18 protein-coding genes and 1 tRNA gene are annotated in these 25,877 nt (G+C 68.6%); 5 read left to right on the forward strand and 14 right to left on the reverse strand.

All coding sequences use genetic code 11. From position 1 onward, the window contains the following. Nucleotides 1-26 precede the first annotated feature (26 nt). Nucleotides 27-103: transfer RNA gene (locus RXV79_RS03955), tRNA-Ile, on the forward strand. Between the two features lie 61 nt (nt 104-164). Here the strand turns inward: RXV79_RS03955 and RXV79_RS03960 are convergent. Then, the gene (locus tag RXV79_RS03960; protein ID WP_316702174.1) at nt 165-2,270 is read right to left on the reverse strand and encodes an ATP-dependent helicase; all 2,106 of its coding nucleotides are present in this window, start codon (nt 2,268-2,270) and stop codon (nt 165-167) included. Nucleotides 2,271-2,329: 59 nt separating this feature from the next. On the opposite strand from RXV79_RS03960, the gene RXV79_RS03965 reads away from it, so the two are divergent. The 3 genes from RXV79_RS03965 (at nt 2,330) to RXV79_RS03975 (ending at nt 5,086) form a co-directional block, all read left to right on the forward strand. Next, nucleotides 2,330-3,280: a DUF72 domain-containing protein gene (locus RXV79_RS03965; RefSeq protein ID WP_316702175.1), complete on the forward strand. Its 951-nt coding sequence runs from the start codon at nt 2,330-2,332 to the stop codon at nt 3,278-3,280. 105 nt (nt 3,281-3,385) lie between these two features. Beyond that, nucleotides 3,386-3,598 carry a hypothetical protein gene (locus RXV79_RS03970; protein WP_316702176.1) on the forward strand — a complete coding sequence of 71 codons (213 nt, stop codon included), beginning with the start codon at nt 3,386-3,388 and terminating at the stop codon, nt 3,596-3,598. A 552-nt stretch (nt 3,599-4,150) separates the two neighbouring features. After that, a complete protein-coding gene (locus tag RXV79_RS03975; RefSeq protein ID WP_316702177.1) occupies nt 4,151-5,086 on the forward strand; it encodes a helix-turn-helix transcriptional regulator in 936 nt (311 codons plus the stop codon). A gap of 12 nt (nt 5,087-5,098) precedes the next feature. On the opposite strand, the gene RXV79_RS03980 is transcribed toward RXV79_RS03975, so the two are convergent. The 6 genes from RXV79_RS03980 to RXV79_RS04005 all read right to left on the reverse strand — a co-directional run bounded on the left by RXV79_RS03980 (nt 5,099) and on the right by RXV79_RS04005 (nt 12,514). Next, the gene (locus tag RXV79_RS03980) at nt 5,099-5,932 is read right to left on the reverse strand and encodes a LuxR family transcriptional regulator (RefSeq protein WP_316702178.1); all 834 of its coding nucleotides are present in this window, start codon (nt 5,930-5,932) and stop codon (nt 5,099-5,101) included. A gap of 18 nt (nt 5,933-5,950) precedes the next feature. Further along, nucleotides 5,951-7,006, reverse strand: coding sequence for an ABC transporter ATP-binding protein (locus tag RXV79_RS03985; protein ID WP_316702179.1), 1,056 nt, complete (start codon nt 7,004-7,006; stop codon nt 5,951-5,953). Nucleotides 7,007-7,044: 38 nt separating this feature from the next. Further along, nucleotides 7,045-9,291: an ABC transporter permease gene (locus tag RXV79_RS03990; protein WP_316702180.1), complete on the reverse strand. Its 2,247-nt coding sequence runs from the start codon at nt 9,289-9,291 to the stop codon at nt 7,045-7,047. Nucleotides 9,292-9,297: 6 nt separating this feature from the next. Further along, entirely contained in the window at nt 9,298-10,335 is a 1,038-nt protein-coding gene (locus RXV79_RS03995) for an ABC transporter substrate-binding protein (RefSeq protein WP_316702181.1), read from the reverse strand. 134 nt (nt 10,336-10,469) lie between these two features. After that, complete coding sequence (locus RXV79_RS04000; protein WP_316702182.1) at nt 10,470-11,828, reverse strand: sensor histidine kinase; 1,359 nt, start codon at nt 11,826-11,828, stop codon at nt 10,470-10,472. Continuing rightward, nucleotides 11,825-12,514, reverse strand: coding sequence for a response regulator (locus RXV79_RS04005; protein ID WP_316702183.1), 690 nt, complete (start codon nt 12,512-12,514; stop codon nt 11,825-11,827). Before RXV79_RS04005 ends, RXV79_RS04000 begins: the two co-directional genes overlap by 4 nt. Nucleotides 12,515-12,781: 267 nt before the next feature. On the opposite strand from RXV79_RS04005, the gene RXV79_RS04010 reads away from it, so the two are divergent. After that, nucleotides 12,782-13,885 carry a porin gene (locus tag RXV79_RS04010; protein WP_316702184.1) on the forward strand — a complete coding sequence of 368 codons (1,104 nt, stop codon included), beginning with the start codon at nt 12,782-12,784 and terminating at the stop codon, nt 13,883-13,885. A gap of 50 nt (nt 13,886-13,935) precedes the next feature. Here RXV79_RS04010 and RXV79_RS04015 read toward each other — a convergent pair whose 3' ends face one another. The 7 genes from RXV79_RS04015 to RXV79_RS04045 are packed head-to-tail and all read right to left on the reverse strand — an operon-like array spanning nt 13,936 to nt 25,828. Continuing rightward, entirely contained in the window at nt 13,936-20,835 is a 6,900-nt protein-coding gene (locus RXV79_RS04015; protein WP_316702185.1) for a hypothetical protein, read from the reverse strand. A gap of 25 nt (nt 20,836-20,860) precedes the next feature. Next, nucleotides 20,861-21,895, reverse strand: coding sequence for an EscU/YscU/HrcU family type III secretion system export apparatus switch protein (locus RXV79_RS04020; protein WP_316702186.1), 1,035 nt, complete (start codon nt 21,893-21,895; stop codon nt 20,861-20,863). Between the two features lie 10 nt (nt 21,896-21,905). Beyond that, nucleotides 21,906-22,685: a type III secretion system export apparatus subunit SctT gene (sctT, locus tag RXV79_RS04025; RefSeq protein WP_316702187.1), complete on the reverse strand. Its 780-nt coding sequence runs from the start codon at nt 22,683-22,685 to the stop codon at nt 21,906-21,908. Between the two features lie 14 nt (nt 22,686-22,699). Further along, nucleotides 22,700-23,188 carry a serine kinase gene (locus RXV79_RS04030; RefSeq protein WP_316702188.1) on the reverse strand — a complete coding sequence of 163 codons (489 nt, stop codon included), beginning with the start codon at nt 23,186-23,188 and terminating at the stop codon, nt 22,700-22,702. Then, nucleotides 23,185-24,555, reverse strand: coding sequence for a FliI/YscN family ATPase (locus RXV79_RS04035; protein ID WP_316702189.1), 1,371 nt, complete (start codon nt 24,553-24,555; stop codon nt 23,185-23,187). Before RXV79_RS04035 ends, RXV79_RS04030 begins: the two co-directional genes overlap by 4 nt. Further along, the gene (sctL, locus tag RXV79_RS04040; protein ID WP_316702190.1) at nt 24,555-25,190 is read right to left on the reverse strand and encodes a type III secretion system stator protein SctL; all 636 of its coding nucleotides are present in this window, start codon (nt 25,188-25,190) and stop codon (nt 24,555-24,557) included. Before sctL ends, RXV79_RS04035 begins: the two co-directional genes overlap by 1 nt. Next, nucleotides 25,172-25,828 (reverse strand): type III secretion system protein, encoded by a 657-nt coding sequence (locus RXV79_RS04045; RefSeq protein ID WP_316702191.1) that lies wholly within the window; start codon nt 25,826-25,828, stop codon nt 25,172-25,174. Before RXV79_RS04045 ends, sctL begins: the two co-directional genes overlap by 19 nt. Nucleotides 25,829-25,877: the final 49 nt, after the last annotated feature.

Consider the following 25,877-nt stretch of genomic DNA (forward strand, 5'->3'; position numbering starts at 1 on the left):
GCCTACAATCGCGGCTCTTTCGAGAGGGGCCGTTAGCTCAGTTGGTTAGAGCAGAGGACTCATAATCCTTTGGTCGCTGGTTCGAGCCCAGCACGGCCTACCAAGTCTTCGTGTTGTTGCCAAGGTATCGGCAGATGGCCGCATGACGGGAGCCTTGTGGGCGCTTAGTCCCACATGGCTCGCAACTTGGCACCGACATCGACCGTCGGCACGTGCGACGACACGCGCGTGTCACCCCGCGCCGACATCGGTGCGACTTGCTCGAACAGCCTGGCCACCTTGCCGGGGATGAAGCGCGTGAGCGTCGCGTTGATGTAGCTGTCTCCGCCTCGACGCTGCTGGCGAACGTAGAAGCGCTGCGGCGTGATCAGTGCCAGGTGATGCTTGGCCCGTGTCATCGCCACGTACAGGAGGCGCCGCTCTTCTTCGATGTCTTCTTCGCGGCCTGTTGCCATGTCAGACGGCATGCAGCCGTCCACGACGTTGAGCACGTAGACCGCATTCCACTCCTGGCCCTTGGCCGAATGGATGGTCGACAGGATCAGATAGTCCTCGTCGAGATGCGGCGCGCCTGACTCGTCGCTGCTCGCCTCGGGCGGGTCGAGCGTCAACTCGGTCAAGAAGCGCTCGCGGCTGCTGTAGCCCTGCGCAATGCGCGCCATCTGCTCCAGGTCGGCAAGGCGCACTTCGGCGTCATCATGCATGCGCTCCAGGTGCGGCTGGTACCACTCGATCGCACGCTCGAGGTCGCCTGGCCATTCGCTCTGCTGACTCATGCTCTCGATCAGCCCGGCGAGCTTCGCAAATTCCTCCGAGGCAGCCTTGGGGGGTGTGAAGCCCCGGATCGCCGTCATCGGATCGGCCTCACGCTCCATCTCGTCGAGCAGCTTGCCTGCGCTGACCGGGCCGAAGCCAGCCAGCAGTTGCGAGACGCGAAAGCCCGCCAGCCGGCCGCGGGGGTTTTGCGCCCAGCGCAAGATGCTGAGCACGTCCTTGATGTGCGTGCTCTCCAGGAACTTGAGCCCGCCAAACTTGCGGAACGGGATGTTGCGGCGGGTCAATTCGAGCTCCAGCGGTGCGCTGTGGCTCGACGTTCTGAAGAGCACGGCCTGCTTGATGAGGCGGATGCCTTCCTCTCGCCGCAGCAGCACCTGATCGGCCACCCACTGCGCCTGGCTGGCCTCGTCCGGCATGGCGGTGATGCGCGGCAATTCGCTCGACGCCTGGTTCGACCACAGATCCTTCGCATGGCGCTTCTTCGACAGACCGATCACCGCGTTGGATGCTGCAAGGATCGGCTGGGTGGAGCGGTAGTTCTGCTCCAGCGCCACGATGCGTGCGGGCGGAGTGAATTGATCCGGGAACTCCAGGATGTTGCCGACGTCCGCCGCCCGAAACGAATAGATGGCTTGTGCGTCATCACCGACCACCGTGAGGTTCTCGCCCTGTGGCTTGAGCCCGAGCACGATCGAGCCCTGCAGGCGGTTCGTGTCCTGGTACTCATCGATGAGCACATGGTCGAAGCGCTGTCGAACGTCGGCTGCGATGCCGGCGTCCATCATCATGTGAGACCAGTACAGCAGCAGGTCGTCGTAGTCGAGTACTTGCTGTTGGTGCTTGGCCTGGGCATACGCCTTGAACAGCTTCTTCAGCCCGTCGTGTGCCGCGAAGCACCAGGGGTAGTGCGTCTGCAGCACCTGGTCCAAGCGCGATTGGCTGTTCACCACGCGTGAGTAGATCGCGAGGCAACTCCCCTTCAGCGGGAACCGCTCGACCGTCTCGGCAAGCCCAAGCTCCTGACGCACGATGCCCATCAGGTCTTCGGCGTCGGAGCGGTCGAGGATGGTGAAGTTGGGCGCGAGACCGATGCGGTCCGCGTAGTCGCGCAACAGGCGCGCTCCAACGCTGTGGAAGGTGCCGCACCACGGGAAGTGCGGCGGCGCCTGGGTGGTGCCGTAGCCGAGAAGGCGGTGCAGCATGCGCCCGACGCGCTGCTCCATCTCGCCAGCGGCACGGCGGGCGAAGGTGAGCAAGAGGATGCGGTGCGGGTCGGCGCCCGTCTGCACGAGACGCGCAACGCGGCTGGCCAGGGTCTTCGTCTTGCCGGTGCCGGCGCCGGCAATCACGAGGAGCGGGCCGCGGTGGGACCCGTCGGCCACGCCATGTTCGACGGCAGCGCGTTGCCGTTCATTGAGATCCGCGAACACGTCTTTCGCCGTACCTGGCCTGGACAACGGCGACGGTTCTGGAATTGCGGAAGGTTCGCCCATGGCTGACTCTCGGGCTGGATCATATACTGTATGAATCCACAGCTTCTCGCCTGTCTGCCATGAGCATCCGGATCGGCACCGCCTCCTGGTCGCACCCTGCGCTCATCGACACCGGGCGCTTTTATCCATCGGCGCAGATGAGTGCGGAGGAGCGCTTGCGCTTCTATGCCACGCAGTTCCCGTTGGTGGAGGTGGACTCGAGCTTCTATGCGATGACGCCGCCCGGCATGGCGCAGCAATGGGCCGAACGGACGCCCCCGGACTTCGTGATGAACGTGAAGGCCTTCCGCCTCTTCACCGGGCACCAGACCTCCCCGCAGGCGCTCCCCGCCGACGTCCGCCAAGGCTTGCCTGCCGCTTTGCGCGACAAGTCCATCCTCTATTACCGCGACGTGCCGCCCGAGCTGCGTGATGTGCTGTGGGAGCGGTTCGTCGGCGGCATGGCGCCGCTCCGGCAGGCAGGCCGGCTCGGGCTGGTGCACTTCCAGTTCGCGCCGTGGGTCGTGCGCAACCGAGCCGGGTTGGCACACATCGAGCACTGTGTCGAGCGCATGCGCGGGCACACCGTCAGCGTCGAGTTCCGCAACGTCAGCTGGTTCGACGGCATGAACGCGCGGGAGACGCTCGCGTTCGAGCGCGAACTCGAGGTGGTGCACACGATCGTCGATGAGCCGCAGGGGTTTGCGAACTGCGTTCCGTCGATCTGGGACGTGACCCACCCCAGCCATGCGCTGGTGCGCATGCACGGCCGAAACGAGCACACCTGGAACAACAGAGACCGCTCTTCGTCCGGCCGCTTCAACTACCAGTACGACGACGCAGAGCTGGAGGGCCTGGCGGTGCAGATCGCCAGGCTCGACAGTCCGTCGCTGAATCTTCACGTCGTGATGAACAACAACGCGGAGGACTTCGCGCAGGCCAACGGCAGACAGCTGTTCGATACCCTGCGAACGTATCGCGCCAACGTCGTCGTGCCCGCTGCAGCATTCCCGGCGCGACAGGCCGCATAGCCCGGTAGGACATGGACGACGCGAAGATCACCGATCGGCGAGGTGACAACGTGAGCCCATCGAGAAAAGATCGTGTGCCAAATCGCTCCTGCATCGGAGGACAGCATGCGCAATCCCTGGTTGGCCAAGAACCCCTTCATGAGTGCCTGGCTCAGCGCCGCGAATCGAACGACAGGCGCCGCTCGCGGGCACGCCACCGCAGCGGCGAACCGACAAGCCGCAAGCCTGCAGGCCGACGCCACCCGCCAGATCGTCGACTTCTGGGCCGGCAACTGGTTGGCAACGCCGGCCCCGTCCCGTCGGCGCAAGAAGCGGTGAAGGTGCTCGGAACGAAGAGACGTCCACCGCCCCGGCGCCCTCGTGCCGGGCGGGAATTGCAACGCGTCGAGTGACGCCGCGGTCGTAAGGCTTGCCGCTTCGGTGTCCACAGAAGCTGTGGACAAGGCTGTGGGCAAGTGACACTGGCAAGCCGATGAGGCTGGCTTGGGCTGGCGCGGCCTTGGATTGCCCATTGATCGGGCACACGCGCGGCACATGCCTTGCCGAGCGTCGGTCATTGCCTTTGCCGCGTCCACAGCCATGCAGCCGTCCGCTTCCGGAACCAGCGCCTTTCAGGAGTCCGACTTCGCTGGCGTGGAGCCACGGCAGCGCCGTGCGCTGATCGACTCCCTCAATGGCTTGAGCGAAGAGGTGCGGCGGGCCGATGCGGCGCTGCACCGCACCGCCGCCGGCGTGCCTCAGGCAGCGCTGCCCCCGGGGAGCGCCTGCTGTCACATGCGTTCACATCAGGGTCAAGTTCCCGTGGCTACCATCCCTCGCCCAGAGGCGAGCCACGAGCTGGCCCACGGGCCCGTCGGGCGCTGACCCGAGATGCCTGACCACCGTTGGGAGACCGTTCTGAAGCCCTCGATCGCGACCGCCACCGGCCCTGCGTTGCCTGCGCCGATGAGCTTGCCGACACAGATCGCGTGCCCGGCCGCCGAGACCGGCGGCGCGCAGGTGCTGCTGCATGAGGAGCCCGTCTTCAGGGCACCCCGGCGTGTCAAGGTGCCCACGCAGCCTTCGCTGCTGCAGGCGCTCATCGGGGCCGAGAGTGCCGACGAACGCCGCCGGATCGTCACCACGCTGCTGCACGTGCTGGGCTTCGAATGGCTGGGCTACGGCCGCTTCGCGAGCCGCAGCGAGCCCGGCACGCCAGTGAGCTTCTGCACCACCTACGTCGACTCGCACTGGGCCGAGCGCTACTTCGGCGCGCGCCACTACGAAGTCGACCCGCGCCTGCCGCGCGCGTTGCAATCGTGCCTGCCGGTCGTGTGGACGCTGGATCACCTGCTTGCCGTCGCGCAGCCCGACGACGGCCGCCTGCAGCGCTTCGTCGACGAGCTCGCCGGCACCGGCATGCGCAGCGGCGTGATCCTCGCGCTGCCGGGCGCCACGCACACCGATCGCCAGATCGTGAGCCTGCTCTCACGCACGCCCGGCAGCGGCTGGATGGGCGACGGGCTGCTGGGCCAGGTGCTCACGCTCGCGCTGTGCCTGCACGAGTTCTACACGCGCTATGCCACCCCGCCCGAACCGGCCGGCGGAACGATCGCGAGTCCACGCGCGGCCAGTGCGGGGCTCACCCCGCTGCAGCGCGAGATCCTCGCGTGCGTGTCGCAGGGGCTGGGCGACAAGGCCATTGCCGCGAGGCTCGGCATCGGCCTGCACAACGTCGACTACCACATGCGACAACTGCGCAAGCGCTTCGGCGTGCGCAACCGTGTGCAGTTGCTGCAGGCGATGCAGGGCGACGACGCTCTCTGAGCGCCGCGCGCCTCACGGGCAACCAGCCCCGAGCAGCTCCACCGACGCGTTGACCAGCTGCACCCGGTTGCGCGCCGAGAACCGGCGGCGCAACTGGCGCATGTGGTAATCGACGGCGTGCATCGTGAGCTGCAGGCGGTAGGCGATCTCCTTGTCGCTGCGGCCCTGCTGCAGCTCCTCGAGGATGTGAAGCTGCGTGGCCGACATGTCGCCGAGCGCCGGCTTGTGCGGGTCGTCGGGCAGGTGCAGGTGATGCGACAGCACCTCGTGCAGGCTCAGGCCCAGGGTCAGCGCCTGGCCCAGCACGCCGTCGACGATCCAGGCACGCCCGGGCCGCGACGACATCAGGCTGATGACCGTGTGCTCGTGCGCTCGCACCGGTGAAGCGAGGCGGAAGAACACGCCGCTTCGGATGCCGCTGTCGCGGAAGTCGTCGAGAAAATCGCGCTCACGGCCGCTCGGCCGATGGCCCGTGTGCAGGCTGCCCAATTCGTCGATGTCCCAGATCAGGGGCAGGCTGGACGTGGGCGCGTCCTGGTGCCGCGAATCGACCTCGTGGTAGCGCTGCGCGAAGTAGCGCTTCAGCCAGGCTTGGTGCGCATAGCTCGTGAGAAAGCGTGTAGGCACGGCACGCCCCTGCTGCTGCACCACGGTGCCGTAGCCCAGCCACTCGAAGCCGAGCGCCAGCAGCGCGCCTTGCACCACGCGCTTGCGCGCGTCGGCGTTGCCCGCGGAAAGCAGCTCGCCCGCGAGGCCCGGCAGCGGCGCCGAGGGCGGCATGGCCTCGTGCGCCAGCAGCTGCTCTTCCGCATAGAGCCGCGGCTCGGCCTCTCTCCTCATCATCATGTCGGGGTGGCACATGGTTCAGCCCTGCTGGCCACGGGCCACGATCGACACGCCATGGTCGGCGAGATAGAGGCTCACCGGCGCCCCCGGGCTGAGCGGCTGCTTCACGTCGGGCGAGACCACGAAGATGTCGCCGAGCGGGCTGCCCAGCGTGTACTCCATGACGCTGCCGACGTAGGTCTGCTTGACCACGCGCGCCGCCAGCCCAGAGCTCGCTACCGGGCGGATGAGCCAGGCCTCGGGGCGCACCGCGATCTTCACCGGGCCGGGCTCGATGTCCTGCTGCGCAGGGATGCTCAGCGCGCCCAGCGACACCCGGCCCTGCGCGTCGCACATGCCGTCGAACAGCATGGCCTCGCCCATGAACCCTGCGACGAACTCGGAGTTGGGCGACTCGTAGAGCTCGTGCGGCGTGCCGCGCTGCGCGATGACACCCTGGTCCATCACGATGATGTGGTCGCTGACGGCGAGCGCCTCGCTCTGGTCGTGCGTCACGTAGGCCACGGTGAGCGCCAGGCGCTGCTGCAGCGCGCGGATCTCCTCGCGCATCGAGCGGCGCAGGCGCGCATCGAGGTTGGAGAGCGGCTCGTCGAAGAGCAGCACCGCCGGCTCCAGCGCCAGCGCGCGGGCGAGTGCCACACGCTGCTGCTGGCCGCCCGAGAGCTCGCTGGGCATGCGCTCGTCGAGCCCGTGCAGGCCCACGGTGGCGAGCATCTGCGCCGCCTTCTCGCGCGCCTGCGGCCCACGCTGACCCGACATGCGCAAGCCATAGGACACGTTCTCGATCACGCTCATGTGCGGGAAGAGCGCATAACTCTGGAACACCAGGCTCACGTTGCGCTGCGCCGCGCCGAGCGCCGTCACGTCCTCGCCGTTGATGAGGATGCGCCCGGCGCTCGGGCTCTCCAGCCCCGCGATCATGCGCAGCGTGGTCGTCTTGCCGCAGCCCGACGGGCCGAGGATGGTGGTGAGCGTGCCCTTGGGCACGCCGAAGCTGATGTCTTTCACCACCAGCGGGGCCGTGTCGTCGCTGCCGTAGCGTTTCGAGACATTCCGGAATTCGATGCCGTACATCGGTGTGGTTCCTTGAAGCGAAGAATGGGTCATCGGGATCAGAGAGAAGTGGCCACCGGGCGAGCCACCGTGTCGTGCGGACGGGGTGCTGCCGCATCGCGCCGGCCGAGCTTGCGGTCGCCCACCAGCCACTGGATGGCCGCGGTGGCGAGCGCCATCAGCACGATGAGCGCGGTGCTGTACGCGAGTGCCACGCCATAGTCGCCCTGGCCCACCCGGCCGATGATGAAGGTGGTGGCGAGGTCGGTCTCGGCGGTCACGAGGAAGATCACCGCCGAGACCGTGGTCATCGAGCGCACGAAGCTGTAGATGAGCGACGCGGCGACTGCCGGCTTGAGCAACGGCAACACCACCGTCCACAAGGTGCGGGCGGTCGAGGCGCGCAGCATCAACGCCGCTTCGTCGAGCGACTTGTCGAGCTGGCGGAAGGCCGCCGAGCCGGCCCGCACGCCCACCGGCAGGTTTCGGAACATGAAGCACAACACGATGATGAGCCCGGTGCCCGTCATCTCGAGTGGTGGCACGTTGAAGGCGAGGATGTAGCTCACGCCCAGCACCGTGCCCGGAATGGCGAAGGCCATCAGCGCCGAGAACTCGAACACGCCCTGCCCGCGGAACTGCACCCGCGCCAGCAGCCACGCGATCAGGAGCCCGAGCCCTGCCGTCAGCGGCGCGGCCGCCGCGGCCAGCTTCACCGTGGTGAAGAGCGAGTCCCACGCGATGCCGGCCCACTGCAGTGCGCCGCCTTCGGCCGTGATGGCAAAGGCCGTGCGGAAGTGATCCAGCGTGGGCGTGTAGTTGCGGCCCCAGGTCTGCACGAAGCCGCCACTGAAGGCGAAGACGTAGACGACGAGCGTGAAGAGCAGCCAGGGAATCGCGATCGCCAGCGCCACGCGCCGCAGGCCCGTGGGCAGGCGCATCGAGATGCCGGCGTCGCCCTTGCCCGAGACGGTGGTGAAGTTCTTGCGGCCCAGCACGCCGCGCTGCAGCGCGAACACGCCCAGCGCGAAGAGCGTGAGGATCCACGCCAGCGCGGCGGCGCGGCCCTGGTCGAACTGCGCCCCGACGATGGCGAAGAAGATCTCGGTCGACAGCACCGAGAACTGCCCGCCCGCGACGATGGGGTTGCCGAAGTCGGCAATGCTCTCGATGAAGCCGACGAGGAAGGCATTCGCCAGGCCCGGCAGCATCAGCGGAAAGGTCACGTGGCGAAAGGTGCGCGAGGTGTTGGCGCGCAGCGTCTGCGAGGCTTCTTCCAGTGAGGGGCTGATGCCCTGCACCACGCCGCGCACGATCAGGAAGGCGATGGGCGTGAAGGCGAAGAGCTGCGCCAGCCACACGCCGAACCAGCCGTAGAACCAGCGCCCCGGCTCGATGCCGAAGGCCCACTCGAGGAACTGGTTGACGAGCCCCGCGCGGCCGAACAGCAGCACGAGCCCGAGGCCCACGACGAAGGGCGGCGTGATGATGGGCAAGGGCGCGAGCAGGCCCAGCGCGCGCCGCACGCGCGAGTCGCTGCGGTCCTCGATCAGCGCGAGCAGCGTGCCCAGCACCGTGGTGCTCACGCCGGTGAGCGTGGCGAGGAAGAGCGTGTTCCAGGCCACGCCGCAGCTCGTGCCCGAGCCAAGGCAGCCCAGGCCCCAGATGCGCTCGTTCGCCACACGCTGCAGGCCCGCCATGACACTCGGCTGGCCCGCTTCGTCGAGAAAGGCACCCGCGAGGGTGCGCAGCACCGGGAACGCGACGAACACCAGCAGCAGCCCGGCGCTGACCACCACCGCGGCGGCAACGAAGAGGTCACCCCGAAAGGCGCCGAGCCGAGCCATGCCGAACGCGGCCTGCGTGAGCAGTGCCGCGAGCAGCACGACGGCCCCCCAGCCGAAGCCGGGCTGGCCGACGGCCGCCGGGTCGAGCAGCTGCGACAGCACGCCGGCCGGCACGTTCGCGTCAGCGTTCGGCAGGCCGATGAGGAACCCCTGCGCCAGCACGATGGCCACACCGAATGCGCCGCTCAGCGCGAGCAGCCAGCCCTGCGCCCGCGAGGGCACCATGGCCGTGGCCGCGAGCCCGGCCAGGAGCGGCAGCGCGCCGAGTGCGAGCCACGGGCGGCGGTGCAGCAGCACCTGCGCGAGTGCGGTCGAGCTGTCGTGGCCGCCGAGCAGTTCGGCCGGGCCGCGCAGCGAGAAAAGGCCGTCGGGCAGCGCATACCACGGCAGCAGCGCGAACGCGACCAGGCCGAGCGCGGCCCAGACCACGATGCTGCGGTTGTTGATGTCGAAGCTCATGGCGTGTCAGCGCGGCAGCGAGTTGACTTCGCGCTCCCAGCGGTCGATGAGGCGCTTGCGCTCGCTCGACTTGCCGTACTTCGCGTAGTCGTACTGGATGAACTTGATCTTGCGGAAGTCGGGAATGCGCGCGTCGAGCGGCGCCGCCTTGTTCGACGGCAGTTGGAACTGCTTGGCCGCCACGCCGAGCTGCTGGGCGGCAGGCGTCAGGGCCCATTCGTAGAACTTCTTCGCGTTGTCGAGGTTGCGCGCCCCCTTGACGATCGACATCGAGCCGATCTCGGCGCCGGTGCCTTCGCATGGCGTCTCGGTCGCGATGGGGAAGCCCTGCATCTGCTCGCCCGGCGCGTCGTGCACGAAGCTGATCGACACCGTGGTCTCACCGCGCGCCGCCGCCTTGATGGGCCCGGTGCCCGAGCGGGTGTACTGGCTCACGTTCTTGTGCAGGCCCTTCAGGTACTCGTAGGCCTTGTCTTCACCCATGAGCTGCACGATGGTGGCGATCATGGTGTAGGCCGTGCCCGAGCTCGCCGGGTTGGCGACCTGCACCTCGCCACGCAGCGCGGGCGAGAGCAGGTCCTTCCAGCACTTGGGCACCGGCAGCTTCTTCTTCGCCAGCAGCTCGGTGTTGTAGCCGAAGCCGAGCGGCCCCGAATACACGCCCACCGTGCGCCAGCCCGATTGTTGCGCCTGGTCCTGCGCCCACGAATGCAGCTGCGGCAACGAGGGCGACTTGTACTCGAGCGTGAGGTCCTGCTCGGCGGCCTGCAGGTGCGGGTCGCCGGTGCCACCGAACCAGACGTCGATCTTGGGGTTGGCCCGTTCGGCGATCAGCTGCGCCAGCGCCTCGCCGCTGCCGCGCTTGAGCACGTTGACCTTGAGGCCGCTGCTCTTGGCGAAGGCGCTGCTCATCATCGAGCACCACTCGTCCTGGACGGAGCAGACGATGTTGAGCTGGCCGCTGCCCTGGGCTTGCGCGGTGGGCGCCGCGGCGGCGAGCAACAGCGTGAGGGTCGAGAGGGTGAAGGTGCGTCTCGTGGTCATGGAATCGTGTCTCCTGTCTGGCCGTGATGGCGTTGTCGGGCGACGGCCATCCCACGCGGCTGCATCGGTGCGCCGCGGAGAAGGTCCGCGTGGGGAAAGGCCGAGCCGCAGGGCTCAGGCGGAATCGGTTGGCGTCAGGGTCCCTGTCCCCAGGTCACCACTGCGTCGACGCCGATCACGCGGCCGTCGTCGATGCGGTTGTAGAGGCCCATGCTCGCGCCCATGGCGTCGGCGATCTGCCGGCAGATCGACAGGCCCAGGCCCACGCCGCCCTTGGCGGCCGAGAAGGCCTGGAAGAGGCGCGGCCGCACCTCGTCGTCGAGGCCGGGGCCGCTGTCCCACACCACGAGTTCGGTGGTGCCGGCATAGGCGCGCAGCAGGATGCCCACGCGGCCGGCCTGCGGCGTGTGGTGGATGGCGTTGGCGAGCAGGTTGCGCAGCAGCTCGCCGAGCATCAGCGCGTCGGCGCGGGCGAAGAGCGCGTCGCCTTCGAGCGCGAAGTCCAGGCGCTTGGCGGCGATCAGGGGCGACAGCTCCATCACCGCATCGCGCGCCACTGCACGCAGGTCGATGGGCTGCAGCTCGCCGGCGCGCTTGATCTGCTCGAGCTTGCTCAGGCTCAGCAACTGGTTGGCCATGCCGGTCGCGCGGTCGACCGTGTGCAGCATCTGCGGCAGCACCTCAGCCGGTGCCACGTCGCCCGCCAGCGCCGACTGGAGCTGCGCACGCAGCACCGACATCGGCGTGCGCAGCTGGTGCGACGCGTCGGCGAGGAAGCGCCGCTGCTGGTCGACCCATTCGCGCTGGCGGCGATGCAGCTCGCGCATGCGGTCGACCGCGGGCCTGAGTTCGGCGGGTCCGTCGTACGGCGCGTCATCGCCGTGCGTGATGCGCGTGGCGCCAAAGGCGAGGCGTGCCCGGTCGAGCCAGCGCAGTGCGATGGTCACGCCGCTCCAGATCACGAGCGACATGGCCGCCGCCAGGCCGTACACCCAGCCGAGAAGTTCCATGGGCAACTCGCGCCACACGGCGAAACGGTCTTCGAGCGGCTCGGCCACCTGCACCAGCACCGCACCGGCCGGGTCGCTGGCACCCGGCACATGGCGCAGCGCCGCCGCGGCGCGCACCGGCGCGTGCGCGAGGTGGGTGACGTAGAGCTCGGGCAGCCCCGAAGCAGGCAGCATGGCGCGCCACGGGTAGGCCGCGAGGGCGCGGTCGCCGGCCAGCCAGTCACCGTTCATGGCACTCACCCTGAAGCGGATCGACGACACCGCGTTCACCGGCTCGGCCGCGCCCTGTGACATGTCCTGCACGACGTGGGAGACGGCGGCCAGCAGCCGCGCGTCCTGCGCCTGCGCCACCTGATCCCAGGTCGCGAGCACGTGCCACAGCGTGACCGCCGCCACCGACAGCCACAGCCCGCTCAGCATCCACACCAGCAGGAAGCGCCGCAGCGAGGCTGCACGGGAGAGCCAGTCGTTCCATGGCTTCACCGCGCTGCCTGCTGCGCCGCCATGCTGGCGTCGTCGCACAACAGATAACCCACGCCGCGCAGGGTGAGGATCTCGACGTTCGCGCCCACGAGCTTCTTGCGCAGCCGATGCACGATCACCTCGATCGCATCGACGTGGGTGCCATCGTCGCTGCCGAAGACGGCGTCGCGCAGCACCTCTTTCGGCACCGCATGCTCCACGTGCGACATCAGGCTCTTGAGCAACTCGCCTTCGCGCGGCGACAGCTCGAGAGGCGACTCGTCGCGATAGAACGCACCGGCGCCCGACTCGTAGCGCAGGCGCCCGCAGCGCAGGTCGCCGTCACGCCCGAGGCGGCGGGTGAGCGCCCCCAGGCGTGCCACCAGCTCTTCCAGGTCGAAGGGCTTGGCGAGGTAGTCGTCGGCCCCGGCGTTGAGGCCCGCGATGCGCTCGCCGACCGCGCCACGCGCGGTGAGCACGAGCACCGGCACGGGGTTGCCGTCGCTGCGCAGGCGTTGCAGCACCTCGAGCCCGTCGAGCGTGGGCAGCGTGAGGTCGAGCACCACCACGTCGAACGACTTCTTGCGTGCGGCCGCCAGCGCCTCGGCACCGTCGGCGCAGCGCAGCACTTCGTACCCCCGCGAGGCAAGGCTGTGGCCCAGCACCCCGGAGAGATCGAAATCGTCTTCGACCAGCAGCAATTTCATGCGGTGCATGTTGCCAGCCTGACCTGCCTTGCAAACCCGGGCTTGCACCACGCCGGAATGAAAGCTGGCCGAAAGCCTTTCAACTTGAAAGCTAGCTTGCAATTTGCTGGCGTTGCTTCAACGGGTAGTTCCGTTTGTGAGGCGAGGTCACCGCTCGAAGAATTTGCCGGGCGCCAACGAGAGCGCGACGCCGGACCCACGCACATGCGCGTGGTCCGCATCGGGACCAGTCCCGCCATCTGCAGCGGGCTCATCAACGGAGACTTCATGCGATTCACCTTCACCTCTCTCACGCTCGCCATCGCCGCGCTCGCCGCCGCCAGCGGCGCGCAGGCGCAGCAGTACACGATCTACGGCCGCGCCAACCTCGACTTCGAGAAGACCGAACTGCGCGGCACACCCGCGGCCGAGGCCTTCTCGGGCAACCAGCGCGTGTCGAGCAACTCGTCGCGCCTGGGCGTGCGCGCGTCGACCCAGTTCGAGGGCCTCACGGTCTTCGCGCAGGTCGAGTCCGGCGTGAGCTGGGACGCTGGTGGCGACACCCTCGCGGGACGCGACACGTTCGCAGGTCTCGAAGGCACTTTCGGGAAAATCCGCATCGGCAAGATGGATACGCCGATGAAGGACCTGGGCGGCCTCACCGACCGCTTCAAAGGCACCGGCATCCAGGACGACGGCGGCATCGCCATGCTCGGCGGTTCGTCCAACGGCTTCGGCCGCCGGCAGAGCAACTCGCTGCGCTACGACACGCCCGAGTTTTCGGGCTTCGGCGCCTCCCTGCAATACGGCCTCGACAACGAAGACAAGGGCTCGTCGGAGCAGAAGAAGCTCGTGAGCCTGTCGTTCAACTACCGCCTCGACAAACTCAAGGCAGCGCTGGCCGTGGAGCAGCACCGCAACTTCAACGAGCCCGGCTTCAAGGATCACGCCTGGCGCATCGGCGCGAACTACGACTTCGGCTTCCTCAATGTGGGCGCGGGCTACAACGAGCTCACCTACAAGGTGGCCGCCGGCACGCTCAAGCGCAAGTACGCCGCGCTGAGTGCCGCCGTGCCGGTGGGGCCCAAGGGCGCGATCAGTGCGCGCTTCAGCAAAGCGGGTGCGGTCGGTGGCTCCGCACCCGAAGGCACGACCATCGCCGGCGCCGACGGCAACCAGCTCTTCCGTGGCGCCGACTCGGGCGCGCGCTATTACATGCTGGGCTACGAGCACACCATCTTCAAGGGCGCGCAGCTCTACACCTACTGGACGCGCATCGACAACCAGGCCAACGCCAACTACCGCTTCGGCGTGAACCCGCTCAACGTGACGGCCGCGGACCGTGGCGCCGACCCGTCGGGCATCGTGGTGGGCATCCTGTACGACTTCTGATCCTTGCCGCCTCGTGAACACGGGCCGCCACGAGGCGGCCCGTGTCGTTTTCAGGCGGCGGTGCTCCAGCGGTCACCCACCTTCACCTGCCAGCCATTCAGCAAGGTGTCCGGGTCGCCGTTGGCGTTGGTGACCTGGCCATCGTTGAGCTCTGGCTTGTACTGCGGGTTGAAGTTGAGCAACTGGGCCAGCGCGGGGTTGCCCTGCTGGTCGGCCCCGGTCTCGATGCGCGTCTGGAACGAGGCGGGGTCGGCAAACAGCGTGTCGGTGTGCTCGCCCGCGATGCCCCACAGGGTGCGGGTGCCGGCCCGGCTGCCGTCCACGGTGACGTACACCGGCACGAGTCGTGGCAGCTCCTCGGCCGCCACGCGCTTGTCGGAAACGTGCTGTGGGTCGCCGGCATGCGTGTCCGGGATCGTCCACGGCAGGCCGCCGTTCTTCTCCACCGGCGTGTGGTCGGGAAAGAGCTTCTTCCACAGCTCCTCGGCGTAGCTCTCACGTTTCTCGCCCGCGGGCTGGAAGATCTTCGTGATGGCTTGCGACACGAGGGGCACCAGCACGATCGCGCCCGCGGTCGTCCATTTGGCGATCTTGGTGAGGTTGGGCAGCGTACCGTTGCGCAGCGGCTTGATCTGCTGCAGACCCACCCAGCCCATGGTCAAGGTGCCCTGCGCGAACGAGGCCCCGACCAGCGTGCCCTGGATCAGGCTGCCATTCGGGAGCGCGCTGAAGTCGAGCTGCATCATCAGCGCGCCTTGGCCATAGGCCCGCAGGCCGCTCGTGATGCCGGCGAAGTCGCGGTACTTGTTCCAGTTGTTCTTCGCCGTCTCTGCGTCGGTCACCAGCTTGTCGGCGGCGGGGTTCTGCTTGCGGTACTCGGCCTCGCTCAGCTTGGCAGCCTGGGCTTCTGCCTTCACTTGCGTCTTGGCCGCGTCCAGCTTCTCGACCTTGACGTTGTAGATGATGTTCATGCCCGCCGTGCCGAGCGTGAAGCCGTCGGCCGCATTGGCGAAGTTGGTGACGAAACCGTCGCCCGCCGCCCGCGCCTTGAAGCCGGCGCCGATGGCCAGGTTCAGGTTGGTGAGGATCACCGCGCGGCGGCTGAACTTGCCGAGCTGCGTCGACGGCGCGTTGGTGCTGCCACCCAGGCCTTCGGCCTTGGTCATGCTCAGCTTGCCGTTGTCTTCCACCATGCCCATCAAGGTCTTGAAGAGCTTGTCGTGGGCCGTTCGCAGGTTGGCGCGTCCGTCGGCAGTGCGGCTGAACCGGTCGTAGACGCCTGGGAACTTCTGCAGCAAGCGGGCTTCCGGCCGGCCAGACGTGTCGCGCGCGTGCTGCAACTCGTCGGCACTCATCGCATCGAGCCGCTTCAGCAGCGTGTCGCGCGTCTCGGTGCGGGTCTTCCCCTCGAACTCACCGCCGCCTTCGGTGCGCAGGCCGAGCAGGAACTTGCGCATGCCCGGCACCGTCAGGTAGTCGCCGTACAGGGTGGTCACCGCATTGGCCGGGTCGTCGAGCGTGTGCAGGCGGAAGTGCTTGTCCGAGGGCGCGTCGGCGCCCATGTCCTTCAGCGCCTGCTGCACGTCCTTGCCGGCCGTGCCGACCGCCTTGATGTTGAGCTTGAGCTGGTTGGCATCGGCGTCGCTCATGACCTTGTCGCCACGGAAACCCATGCCGTTGATGACCTTGTTGATGAGCTTGTCGGCCTTGTCGGTCTTGCCCACGGTGGCAGCGGCCAGCGCTTCCTTGCCTCGCTGCGACGACGACAGGTAGGCCCAGCGCCCGAAGCTCGACAGCGGCCCCGGCGCAATGCTCGCCACCCGCCCGCTGAGCCAGCCGCCGTCGATCACCATGCCGGTGGAGGCCCGCACGACCTCGCTCGTGAGCCGCATGCCGGCGCCGATGCTCATCATCTGCAGCGGGTTGATGCGGGCGTTGGACGGCGTAGAGGAGAGGCGCCCCTTGAGGCCATCCGTGACCGTGGGTTCGCCCGTCTTGAGCTTTCGCAGGTCGCCGATCTTCGTGTTGGGAATGGCGTAGGGCAGCGCATCGCCGTTCTTGTTGACGTGGATCGACCCCACGATCTCGTCCGAACGCACGCGCACCCGCAGGTGCAACGGCACGCGGTCGGTGTGCGGCTGCACGCGGTTGACCCACGCGCCGCCCTGGCGCGCGGCAGCCGCGCTCGCGTCGGCGAAGTTGTCGTAGGTGTCGCTGTTGCGGGCTCGCACGCCGCCGCTGTGCCCAAAGACCGTGTCGGTCGGCCCCAGGCGGCTGACCACGAACACCGTGCCCGAGCCCGCCGCCGGGTCCGAACGCAGGAAGTTGAAGACCGTCGTCTCGCCGGCCGAAGGGCTGAAGGGCTTGACGGTGGCGCCGGGCTGGCCCGCCGCTTGGTGCCGGTCGATCAGGGGCTGCACGTTCGCCGCCACGTCCTCCCAGCTGCGGCGGCCTACGGTGCGCGGCACGATTCGGTTGCCGTCGAGCAGCGGGTCCGCCACCACGGGTTTGGCACCGGTGGTGGTGTTGGTGGCCTGGGGGTCGGCCTTGGTGTGGAGTGCCGGGTGCATTGCGACGTTGAGCGCGGTGCCAGGCAGGGCCTGCAGAGATGCCGTGAACAGCTCGCCGCCGTTCATGTGCCGGCCGTAGTTCATCTGGGCGCTCAGCTCGCCGGTGGCCAGGCTGCCCACCGCATCGTTGCCGAATTGCGCCACGAGCTGCGGGCTGAAGACCTTGTTCGGGTTGAGCGGGATCGCGGCCGAGGCGGCGCCCGTGAAGGGCGCGGTGATCAGGCCCGCCAGCGAGTTGGTGACGGTGACGCCGATGCGCTGTTGCCCTTCCTCGGTGCCGAGCTTGCCGTCCAGGCCCACGTGGAGCGTCTCCACCGCCACGCGGCCGGCACCATCGACGCCCTGCGCGGCCATGCCGGCCCGCGAGCCGACCCAAGCCCGGCTGCCCATCTTGAGCGTGCCGTCGGCAAGGCCCTTCTTTGCCACCGTCTTGGCCGTGAGCGACGCGGCCGTCTTGAGGCCCACACCGGCGCCGGTGCCGGTGACGGCTGCGCTCGCCACGTCCACCGCGTCGTCCTTGAGCGTGAACATCGTCTGCTCGTAGGTCAGGTTGTCGTGGCCGAACGCGGTGCGTGCGCCTCGCACGCCGAGCGTGAAGAGCGACGAGTGCCCGTCGGCGTAGATGTCGTGCCCGTTCGCCGCCGCATAGGCATCGTTGCTGGTGTCCCAGAGCTGGTTCACGGCCACACCCACCGCGATGCCGGCCGCGATGTTGCCGCCGGTGGCGATGGTGGTGGCGATGCCGGCCGCCGCGGTGACGGTCATGCGCACCGCGTCGTCGACCACCGCCCAGGTCTCGTTGCTGTCCTGCAGGTCCTGGCCGATGTCGATGGACTTGAAGCCGTAGCTGTCCATCAGCGCGTCCTGGTCCTTCGTGTACTGCGTCAGCGTGATCCTGCCGGCCGCGAGGTCGTCGCGCAGCTGCTGGGCCTTGTCGCGCTGCTCCTGGGTCCAGTGCTGCGAGTCCTCGGCCTTGTCGGAGAACACGTCGCGCAGCCAGGTCTGGCCTTCGACCGTCTTGTCGATGCCGTCGAGGTCCTTCTGCACCCTCGCCACGTCGGCATCGCCGATCTGGGTGAGCCGGTACTGGGTGTCGTACTTCATCGCCAGCGCGCTCTTGAGCTGCCGGCCCTCGTGCGAGCCGTTCAGCAGCGCTTCGCGCTGCTCGATCAGGTGGTCGGCCATGCGCACGTTGCCGGCCTTGGTCGTCTCGAGCGTCGTGAGCTGCGACTGCAGGGCCGGGTTGTCGCGAGCCCACTGTGCGATGTAGTCCTCGGAAACCTTGGCGCGGTTGCGCAGCCCGGCCATCTGCAGGTCGTTGATCTGCTGGTCGAGGCCTTCGAGGTCCTTGGCGTACTTGTCGCCATACGCCTGGTTGGCTTCTTCCAGTTTCTTCGGGTCCTCGCGCTCGTCGATGGACAGGCCCTTCAGGTAGTTGTTGTACTTCTGGCCCTTGGCATCTTCGAGCTGGCCGACCTTGAGCTGCGTGAGCTGGTCGTTGAGCTGGTCGAGCTCCGCCTGCCCGCCGTGCTCGCCCTTCACGCCGGGGAAGTTCTCCGAGAAGTCCTTCGGGTTCGCTGCGACCCAGGCGTCCTTCTTCACCTGCAAACGGTCGAGGTCGCCCTGGATCACGTGGGCGTCGGCCTTGCCCTTGTCGATCGAGACGGTGTAGTAGCGGTCGTTGGCATCGAGCTCGGCGGCGCCGGCCTGGTTGCGCTGCAGCCAGGCATTGCGCGCGGCCTGCTCCTGGGGGGTCGAGCCGTCGTAGCCGTACTCGTCCCACTGTTCCTGCTGGGACTTGAAGGCCTCCCAGGCAGCCTCGTTCTCCTGGTCGCTGCTGCCGAAGACACGGTGGTTCGGCCGCAGCCCGTCGGCCTCCAGCCGCTGGCGCGTCTTGTCGTCGACGTTCTGCCACATCCACACCTCGTCCTTCCACTCCTGGAAGGCGTCCTGCAGCTTCGTGTCGGCCTCGGTCTTGGCGGTGTGCTTCTGCTGGCGGTCGAGGTTGGCGATCAGGAAGGTGACATCGACGTCGGCCGACTTCACCAGCCGGTCCACCTTGTCGGTGAGCGCGAGGATGTCGTTCAGGGTCTGCGTGGCGTCTTTCTGCTCCTGGCTGCCGGGGCGCGCCACGAACTGCCGCTGGTAGGCGTTGGCGGCGATCTTGTCGAGCTGCACCTGCTGCTGCTTGAGCTGCGCCGAGGTGGCCCGCGCCTGCGCGATGTCGGCTTCGCCCTTGGCGGTGTCGCGCTGGGCCACGAGCTGGCGGCGCTGCTCCAGCAGCTCGCTGGTCGGCTCGCCCATGCGCGTGTACTGGCGGATGGTGTTGTCGAGGTCCTTGATCTGCTGGTCGAGGTCGCCCACGCGGGCGCCCTGGTCGTCGGCCAGCTTCTGCATGTAGCCCACGCCGCCCGCAACGTTGGCCATCACCCACTGCCCGCTGTCGGCGTCGTACTGGCGGACCTTGAAGACCGTCTTCTCGTCGATGACCTGGCGCGAGCTGCTGTCGTGCTGCCAGTCGTGCGTCTCGACGATCACCTTGTTGGTCTTGGGATCGAAGATCGTGCGGGTCTCGACGTCGCCGTTGTCCGAGGTGGGCTGGGTGACGTGCACCGTGCCGGCGGGCAGGGCCGCGAGCACCTGGTCCTCGCTCAGGCCCATTTCCTTCGCCATCTGGGCGACGGTCTTGTTCTCTTCGAACAGGCCCTTGCGGATCTTCTCGCCAGGGCTGTTGTCCACCTCGGGGTCGCCCATCAGCGTGATGCGGCGCCCATCGGCGGTGGTGGCCACCACGTGCATGGAGCCGTCGCTCTCGACGGTCTTCTCGAGCTTCGTGCCGTCCTTGTTCGTGGTGACGGTGGTGGTGCGCACGCCCGAGACCACCATCTGCTGGCCTTCCTTGAGCGGCTTGCCGTAGTCGATGTCGGGGTTGAGCGCGAGCAGCTGCTCGGGCGTGAGGCCGGCCGCCTTGGCGACGTCGAGGTAGTCCTCGCCGGCCTTGACCGGGCGGGTGACGGTGGCGCCGGTGAGGTCGGTGGTGGTCTCGACCTTGCTGCCGTCCTTGTGCACGACGATGTCGGTGCGCGTGCCCTTGTTCGGGTCGATGATGTGCGTGGTGGTGTCGCCGGTCTTGTCGTCCTTCACCGTCTGGATGAAACGGCCGTCCTTGTCGCGCGTGGCCTCGATGGTCTTGGTGCCGCCGGGCGCCTTGGGGTCGGCGAAGCTGCCCTTGACGGTCAGCGAGTTGTCCTGGGTGTTGCGGGTGTAGACGAGCGTGGCGTCACCGCGCTTGACCGTGGTGGCCTGGGTGTCGCCCTCGGGCTTGCCGGCCTCGATGGTGACGCCGGCCGCCTTGGCCTCGGCCACCACCTCGTCGGTGGTCATGCCGCGGTCCTTGGCGATCTGCTCCACGGTCTTGCCGTCGGCGATGCCGCCCAGGGTCTTCGTCACGTCGGGCGTGAGCTGCGGGCCGAGCGTCGGGTAGACCAGGGTGCTGCCGGGGCTGGACCCGAGCGGCGGCGTGACCTGCAGGAACTGCAGCAGCGGCGAGTGCAGCGGGTCGTTCGCGAGGTTCTGACCACCGGGCACCTGCGTCGCCGGCTGCCCCGTCTGCGGGCCGTAGAACTCGATCGGTGCTTCGGCGCCGACGTCGTTCATGAACTTCGTCTTGGCCGCATCGGCGTCGGCGCGCAGCGTCTTCGCCTCGTTCTGCGCGGCGGTGAGCTTGTCCCACTCGGCCTGGGTCACGGTGGACTGCGGCCGGCCCGCCACCGGCGTCAGCTCCTGCACCTTGGCCTCGGCGGCCACGGCCTTGGTCTCCTTCTCCTGGTAGTCGAGGTAGTCGTTGCTGAGCGTGCTGGTGCGCTTGGCCGCGTCGAGCTCGTCCTGCGCGGTCTTCACCTTCTTGTCGGTCTCGGCAGAGGCGGTGCCGTCGGCGCTCTTCTTCTGCTCCTTCTTCTGCGCGACCTGGGCCTTGGCGAGGGCGATCTCCTTGTCCTTCTGTTGCACGTCGGCGTTGGCCTTCTTCATGCGCGCGTCGGCGAGCTTGTAGTCCTGCTCCGCCTTCTTCGCGGCCAGTTCGTCGGCCATGGCCTTGGTCTTCTCGGCTTTTTCACGGGCCGCCTCGGCGGCCTTGCGCGCGGCCTCGGCCTTCTGCTGCGCTTCGAGCGCACGCTTGCGCGCCTCGGCGGCCTGGCGCTGCATCTCGCGGATGCGTTCCAGCAAGGCCTCGATCTGGCGCTGCAACTCGCGGGCACGCTCCGCGGCGTCGGACTGCGTGCTGCCGCCGTTGTTCGTCGAGGGCGGGCGTTGCGTGGTGCTCGGGTTGACGGTCGGCACCACGGTCGGGCGGGATCCTCCGCCACCATCGGCAATCAGCATGGCTGCATCCTTTCTGTCGTCGTGTTCATGGTTCGCTGCCCTGCGCCCAGCGCAGCAGCGTGGCCACCGGCGCGTAGAGCGCACGGGGGATGGCCTGGTCTTGCGGCACTTCCTCGAAGATCCGCTCGGCGAGCGCCGGCTCGAACTCCATCGGGATCAGCCCTTCGCTCGCGAAGCGCCGGATCTGCGCGGCGATCTCGCCTTCGCCGCTCGCGATCACGCGCGGCAGGTCGTGCTCGCCGAGGTATTGCAGGGCGACCGCCACCCGCGCCGAGTGGATGACCGCCGAGGCCGCGCGCACGCGGTCGGCCAGCGAGAAGTACACCGCCTCGAAATAGGCCGAGCGGCGCCGCGCGGCGTGCGTAGGGTCGCCTTCGTTTTCCTTGTATTCGCGGCGCACCTCCTCGATGGACATGCGCTGCTGCTTCATGAACTCGTAGTGCTCGTGCGCGTAGTCGACGAGCGCCATCACCGCGTAGATCACCACCGCCCACGCGAAGGTGACGAGCACCATGTGCGAGGCCGCCACCATGATGGCCGACGGCCGCGCGTAGCCGAGCTTGAGCGCGGTGTCGAGGTAGGCCCGGATCACCACGAACATGAGCGCGGCGATCAGCACCGTCTTGACCACCATCTTCAAGAGGTTCACGAGGTTGCGCGTGGAGAAGATGCGCTGGAAGCCCTCGGCCGGGTTCAAGCGGTTCACGTCCGGCTTCAGGCGCTGCCACGCCATGAGCCCGCCCACCTGGAAGAGCGAGCCGGCGATGCCCGCCACCGCGGCGATCGCCATCACCGGCACCGTGCCCCACAGCAGCGTCTCGCCGGTGTGCACCATCAGCTCGCCGAAGCGGTCGTCGGGCCGCGCGAGCAGGGTGCCGCTGGTGGCGTGCAGCCACAGCTCGCGCAAGAGGCTGAAGAGCGTGGCGCCGCCCAGCCACACCGACACCAGCACGACCGCGAAGACCACCGTCGACGAGACGTCGACACTGAAGACGACCTCGCCGCGATGGCGCGCGTCGCGCAGCCGCTTGGGGGTGGGTTTCTGGTCCTTCTCGGCCATGGTCGTTCGCCTAGAGCGTCGTGCGAAGGAAGTCGAGCACGCCGTTCTCCGGCCGCAGGAATTCCTGCAGCGACTCGTACACGAAGAAGAGGAAGAGCAGCATCATCAGGTGCGCGATCAGGCTCTTGAGCGGCTGCGAGAACACGAACACGTTGAGCTGCGGCGCGATGCGCCCGACGAGCCCCATGCCCAGCTCCACCAGCAGCAGCACCACGATCACCGGCGAGGCGAGCTTCACGATCCACAGGAAGAGCGTGTCGCCCTGGCGGATGGCGAACTGCTCCAGCACCGCGCCGAGGTTGGGGAAGAACGAGCCCACCGGCCACAGCCGGTAGGAGTCGACCACCACGCCCAGCATCGCGAGCAGCCCGCCGGCCGAGATGAAGAGCGTGATCACCGTCCAGCCGAGGAATTCGGCGGTGGGCCCGTTCTCGTGGCCGGCGACCGGGTCGAAGAACGAGGCGTTGCTCGAGCCAGTCTGGAAGTCGATCAGGTCGCCCACGCTGTGGATGGCCCAGATGAAGATGCCGAAGCCCAGGCCCAGCATCAGCCCGATCAGCGCCTCCTTGGCGGCGATGAGCACCCAGGTGCCCATGCCCGCCTGCGGCAGGTCGCCCGCCACCGGCGACATGAAGATCGCGAGCATGAGCAGCAGCCCGTTGCGCACGACGCCGGTGATCATGCCGCCCGAGAGGAAGGGCACGACCGCGAAGATCGCAAAGAGGCGCGGCATCGTCAGCGCGACCGCGGTGAAAAACTTCTCCAGGCTGGCGACTTCGAGCGTTCCCATCGTGCGACCCCGTGTCAGGCTCTCGCGCGGCGCGACAACCACGCCTGCGCGGCGGCTTCTTCGGTGGCGGCATCGAGGCGCTGCTCGCGCTGGCGGCGTGCCTCGCTGCGGGTGCGCTGCTGCATCTGCTGGGCTGCTTCCAGCTCGCCGCTGGCCGCGCGCAGCTTGAGCCGGCTCGCGTCGAGCACCTGCTGACGCTGCGCGTGAGCCTGGCCGGCCTGGGCGGCCGCTTCGCCGGCCTGCGCGATCTGCGCGTCGAGCGCGCCGCTCCAGGCGCCGGCCTGGCGCAGGTGCGCCACCTGGCATTCACCCCCCGAGAGCGCGCCGGCCGTCGCCTGCCAGTGCTGCAGCTTGGCGTTCACCTGCTGCTGCTGCCGCGCCTGCGCCTGCTGCCACGCGGCCAGGCTCTCGGCGGCAGCGCGGCGCTCGCGTGCCACGAGCTCAAGCGCACTCGTGCGGCGGCGCTCGCGCACCTCGACCAGCAGCGTCCAGTCGATGCTCATGTCCTCTGCCCCTGCGGTGCGAAGCCGCGCAACGTGGCCACCGTCTGCTCATAGGCGTGGCGCGTGTCGGGTGCCTGCGAGAGGAAGTCGAGCGTGGCGGCGCGCGTGCGCATCGCTTCGTCGGCCAGCGCGTCGGTGCCCGGCTGGTACTCGCCGATCTGCACCAAGAGCTCCATCTCGCGGTACTTGGCCATGAGGCTGCGCAGGTGCGACGCGGCAGCGCGGTGCTCGCGTGTCGTCACGAGCGGCATCACGCGGCTGAGGCTCGCCAGCACGTCGATGGCCGGGTACTGGTTGGCCGCGGCGAGCTTGCGCGAGAGCACCACGTGGCCGTCGAGGATGGAGCGCACCTCTTCGGCGATGGGGTCGTCGTCCTCGTCGCCTTCGGTCAGCACCGAGTACACCGCGGTGATGGAGCCGGTGCTGCCTTGCCCGGCCCGCTCCAGCAACTGCGGCAGCATGGAGAAGATCGACGGCGGGTAGCTGCGCCGGGTGGGCGGCTCGCCGCTGGCGAGACCGATCTCGCGCTGCGCGCGCGCAAAACGCGTGAGCGAGTCCACCAGCAGCAGCACCTTCTTGCCCTGGTCGCGGAAGTGCTCGGCGATGGTGGTCGCCACGTAGGCCGACTTGATGCGCTCCATCGGCGGGCGGTCGGAGGTCGAGACCACCATCACCGTTTTCGCGAGGCCCTCGGGGCCGAGGTTGTGCTCGAGGAACTCCTTCACCTCGCGGCCGCGCTCGCCGATGAGCGCGATCACGTTCACGTCGGCCGTGGAGCCTCTCGCGAGCATCCCCAGCAGCGTGCTCTTGCCGACGCCCGGCGGCGAGAACACACCGATGCGCTGGCCTTCGCCGATCGTCAGCAGCCCGTCGACGGCGCGGATGCCGGTGGCCAGCGGCGCGTCGATCATGCGGCGTGCAAGCGGGCTCACCGGGTCGCGGTGCACCGGCATCTGCAGCCACGCGTCGAGCGGGCCGCGCCCGTCGATGGGCGTGCCCAGCGCGTCGAGCACCCGGCCGAGCAGACCGTCGCCTACGGGGCAGACATGGCCGCGGCCGGTGGGCAGCACTTCGGTCAAGGTGGAGATGCCGGTGGTGGGGCCGAGCGGCGTGAGCACCGCGGTGCTGCCGTGAAAGCCCACCACTTCCGCGAGCAGCGGCGGTTCGCCCGGCGTGACGAGCTCGCAGAGCTCGCCCACGTGGGCCTGGATGCCCGAGGCATCGATCAGCATGCCCACCGCCTTGCTGACGCGCCCGCGCATGCCCACCGGCGTGATGCGGCCGATGCGCTGGTCGAGCTCGGCCACGAGGCCGAGTGCCGCTTCCGACACGGCGGCCTGGCGCACGATGGTGGCGGTGGTGTCCATCAGGCCGCCCCCCGAATCAGGCCGCTGCCGCTGCGTTCGAGCGCGCGGCGGAAGGCTTCGATCTGCGCCGCGATGCCGATCTCCAGCGTGCCGGACGCGGTCTGCACCACGCATTCGCCGTCGGGCAACGCGGGGTCGGGCACCACCGCCGCGTTCAGCCCACCCTGCGACCCACCTCCGAGCCGGGCCAGCGCCTGCCGCAGCGCGGCCTCCTGCGCCGGCGCGACGCGCATGGTGATGAAGGGTTCCTGCCGCACGAGCGAGTCGACGCGCTGGAGTGCCGCTTCATAAAGTCCGGCCGGATCGGCTTCGGCGACGAACTGGCCGACCGCCTTGACGACCATCTGTGCCATGGCCGTGCGCAGCGCATGAAGCTGGCGCTGCGAGGCCAGCGTGTCGGCCGCGAGGCGCTGCGCGTATTCGGCCTTGGCCTTGCGCAGGCCTTCCTCGAAGCCTTGCCGGCGGCTGTCGTCGGCCTGCTGCTGCGCCTGCTGCACGATCCGGCGCGCTTCCTGGCGCGCGGTGTCGACCACGGCCGACGCATCGAGCAGCGCCGCGTATTCGGCCTCCTTGAGCACCTTGCGCTCGCTCAGGAGCTGCAGGTTCTCGCTGGTGATCAGAAAAGCCAGTCCCATTGCGGCAGCCTTTCGGGGACGATGCACAGCAGCATCAGTTCATGGAGTTGCTGCAGCTGTCGGGGCTGCAGCACGGGCACGCCGAGTTCGGAGACTCGGCGCGGCAGCTTGTGCTGCAGGCGGCGCAGCACGGCCTCGCCTTCCGGTGCCGCAGCCGCGAGCAGCAGCCGATGGCCACGCTGCACGGCCACGCGGCCGGCGCACAGCGGGCGCTGCAACAGCGGCTGGTGGTCCATCTGCAGCTCGCTCAAGGGCGGCACGCGGTCGAGCATGAAGTCGACCGCATCCTCGTCGTAGCGCCGGGCCTGGCGGCGCAGCTGCGCGCCGGCGCCGCCGCGCTGCTTGAAGAGCGGCAGGTGCACGCTGAAGCCCATGTAGGCCGCGAGCCGCCGCAGCGAGGCGGCGTCCATCAGCACCAGGCGCTTGAGACGCGAGTCGAACTGGAAGTCGAGGCCCGATGCATTGTTCGCAGCGCCGGCCTGGCGGCGCTGCAGCAGCTCGGCCAGCACGGCACGGCCGGCCGGGCCGTAGCGCGTGGGCACCCGATGCCGCGCCGGCCACGACGCCGGCAGCCAGCTCGGGTGCAGGCCGTTCTCCGGGTGCAGGTTGAAGCGCGTCACCAGGCGCACGAGGTCCATGGGCCCCGGTTGGGCGACGGTGGGGGAGGCCGTGGCAGCAGACATCGCT

The organism is Piscinibacter gummiphilus, from assembly GCF_032681285.1.
Classification (GTDB): Bacteria; Pseudomonadota; Gammaproteobacteria; order Burkholderiales; family Burkholderiaceae_C; genus Rhizobacter; species Rhizobacter gummiphilus_A.

Coding starts and splice junctions, on each gene's coding strand:
- RXV79_RS03985 (WP_316702179.1), bottom strand. CDS start 7,006: ATGTACGGCATCGAATTCCGGAATGTCTCGAAACGCTACGGCAGCGAC.
- RXV79_RS03960 (WP_316702174.1), bottom strand. CDS start 2,270: ATGGGCGAACCTTCCGCAATTCCAGAACCGTCGCCGTTGTCCAGGCCA.
- sctT (WP_316702187.1), bottom strand. CDS start 22,685: ATGGGAACGCTCGAAGTCGCCAGCCTGGAGAAGTTTTTCACCGCGGTC.
- RXV79_RS04035 (WP_316702189.1), bottom strand. CDS start 24,555: ATGGACACCACCGCCACCATCGTGCGCCAGGCCGCCGTGTCGGAAGCG.
- RXV79_RS03990 (WP_316702180.1), bottom strand. CDS start 9,291: ATGAGCTTCGACATCAACAACCGCAGCATCGTGGTCTGGGCCGCGCTC.
- RXV79_RS03995 (WP_316702181.1), bottom strand. CDS start 10,335: ATGACCACGAGACGCACCTTCACCCTCTCGACCCTCACGCTGTTGCTC.
- RXV79_RS03970 (WP_316702176.1), top strand. CDS start 3,386: ATGCGCAATCCCTGGTTGGCCAAGAACCCCTTCATGAGTGCCTGGCTC.
- RXV79_RS03975 (WP_316702177.1), top strand. CDS start 4,151: ATGCCTGACCACCGTTGGGAGACCGTTCTGAAGCCCTCGATCGCGACC.
- sctL (WP_316702190.1), bottom strand. CDS start 25,190: ATGGGACTGGCTTTTCTGATCACCAGCGAGAACCTGCAGCTCCTGAGC.
- RXV79_RS03980 (WP_316702178.1), bottom strand. CDS start 5,932: ATGATGATGAGGAGAGAGGCCGAGCCGCGGCTCTATGCGGAAGAGCAG.
- RXV79_RS04015 (WP_316702185.1), bottom strand. CDS start 20,835: ATGCTGATTGCCGATGGTGGCGGAGGATCCCGCCCGACCGTGGTGCCG.
- RXV79_RS03965 (WP_316702175.1), top strand. CDS start 2,330: ATGAGCATCCGGATCGGCACCGCCTCCTGGTCGCACCCTGCGCTCATC.
- RXV79_RS04020 (WP_316702186.1), bottom strand. CDS start 21,895: ATGGCCGAGAAGGACCAGAAACCCACCCCCAAGCGGCTGCGCGACGCG.
- RXV79_RS04045 (WP_316702191.1), bottom strand. CDS start 25,828: ATGGACCTCGTGCGCCTGGTGACGCGCTTCAACCTGCACCCGGAGAAC.
- RXV79_RS04010 (WP_316702184.1), top strand. CDS start 12,782: ATGCGATTCACCTTCACCTCTCTCACGCTCGCCATCGCCGCGCTCGCC.
- RXV79_RS04005 (WP_316702183.1), bottom strand. CDS start 12,514: ATGAAATTGCTGCTGGTCGAAGACGATTTCGATCTCTCCGGGGTGCTG.
- RXV79_RS04030 (WP_316702188.1), bottom strand. CDS start 23,188: ATGAGCATCGACTGGACGCTGCTGGTCGAGGTGCGCGAGCGCCGCCGC.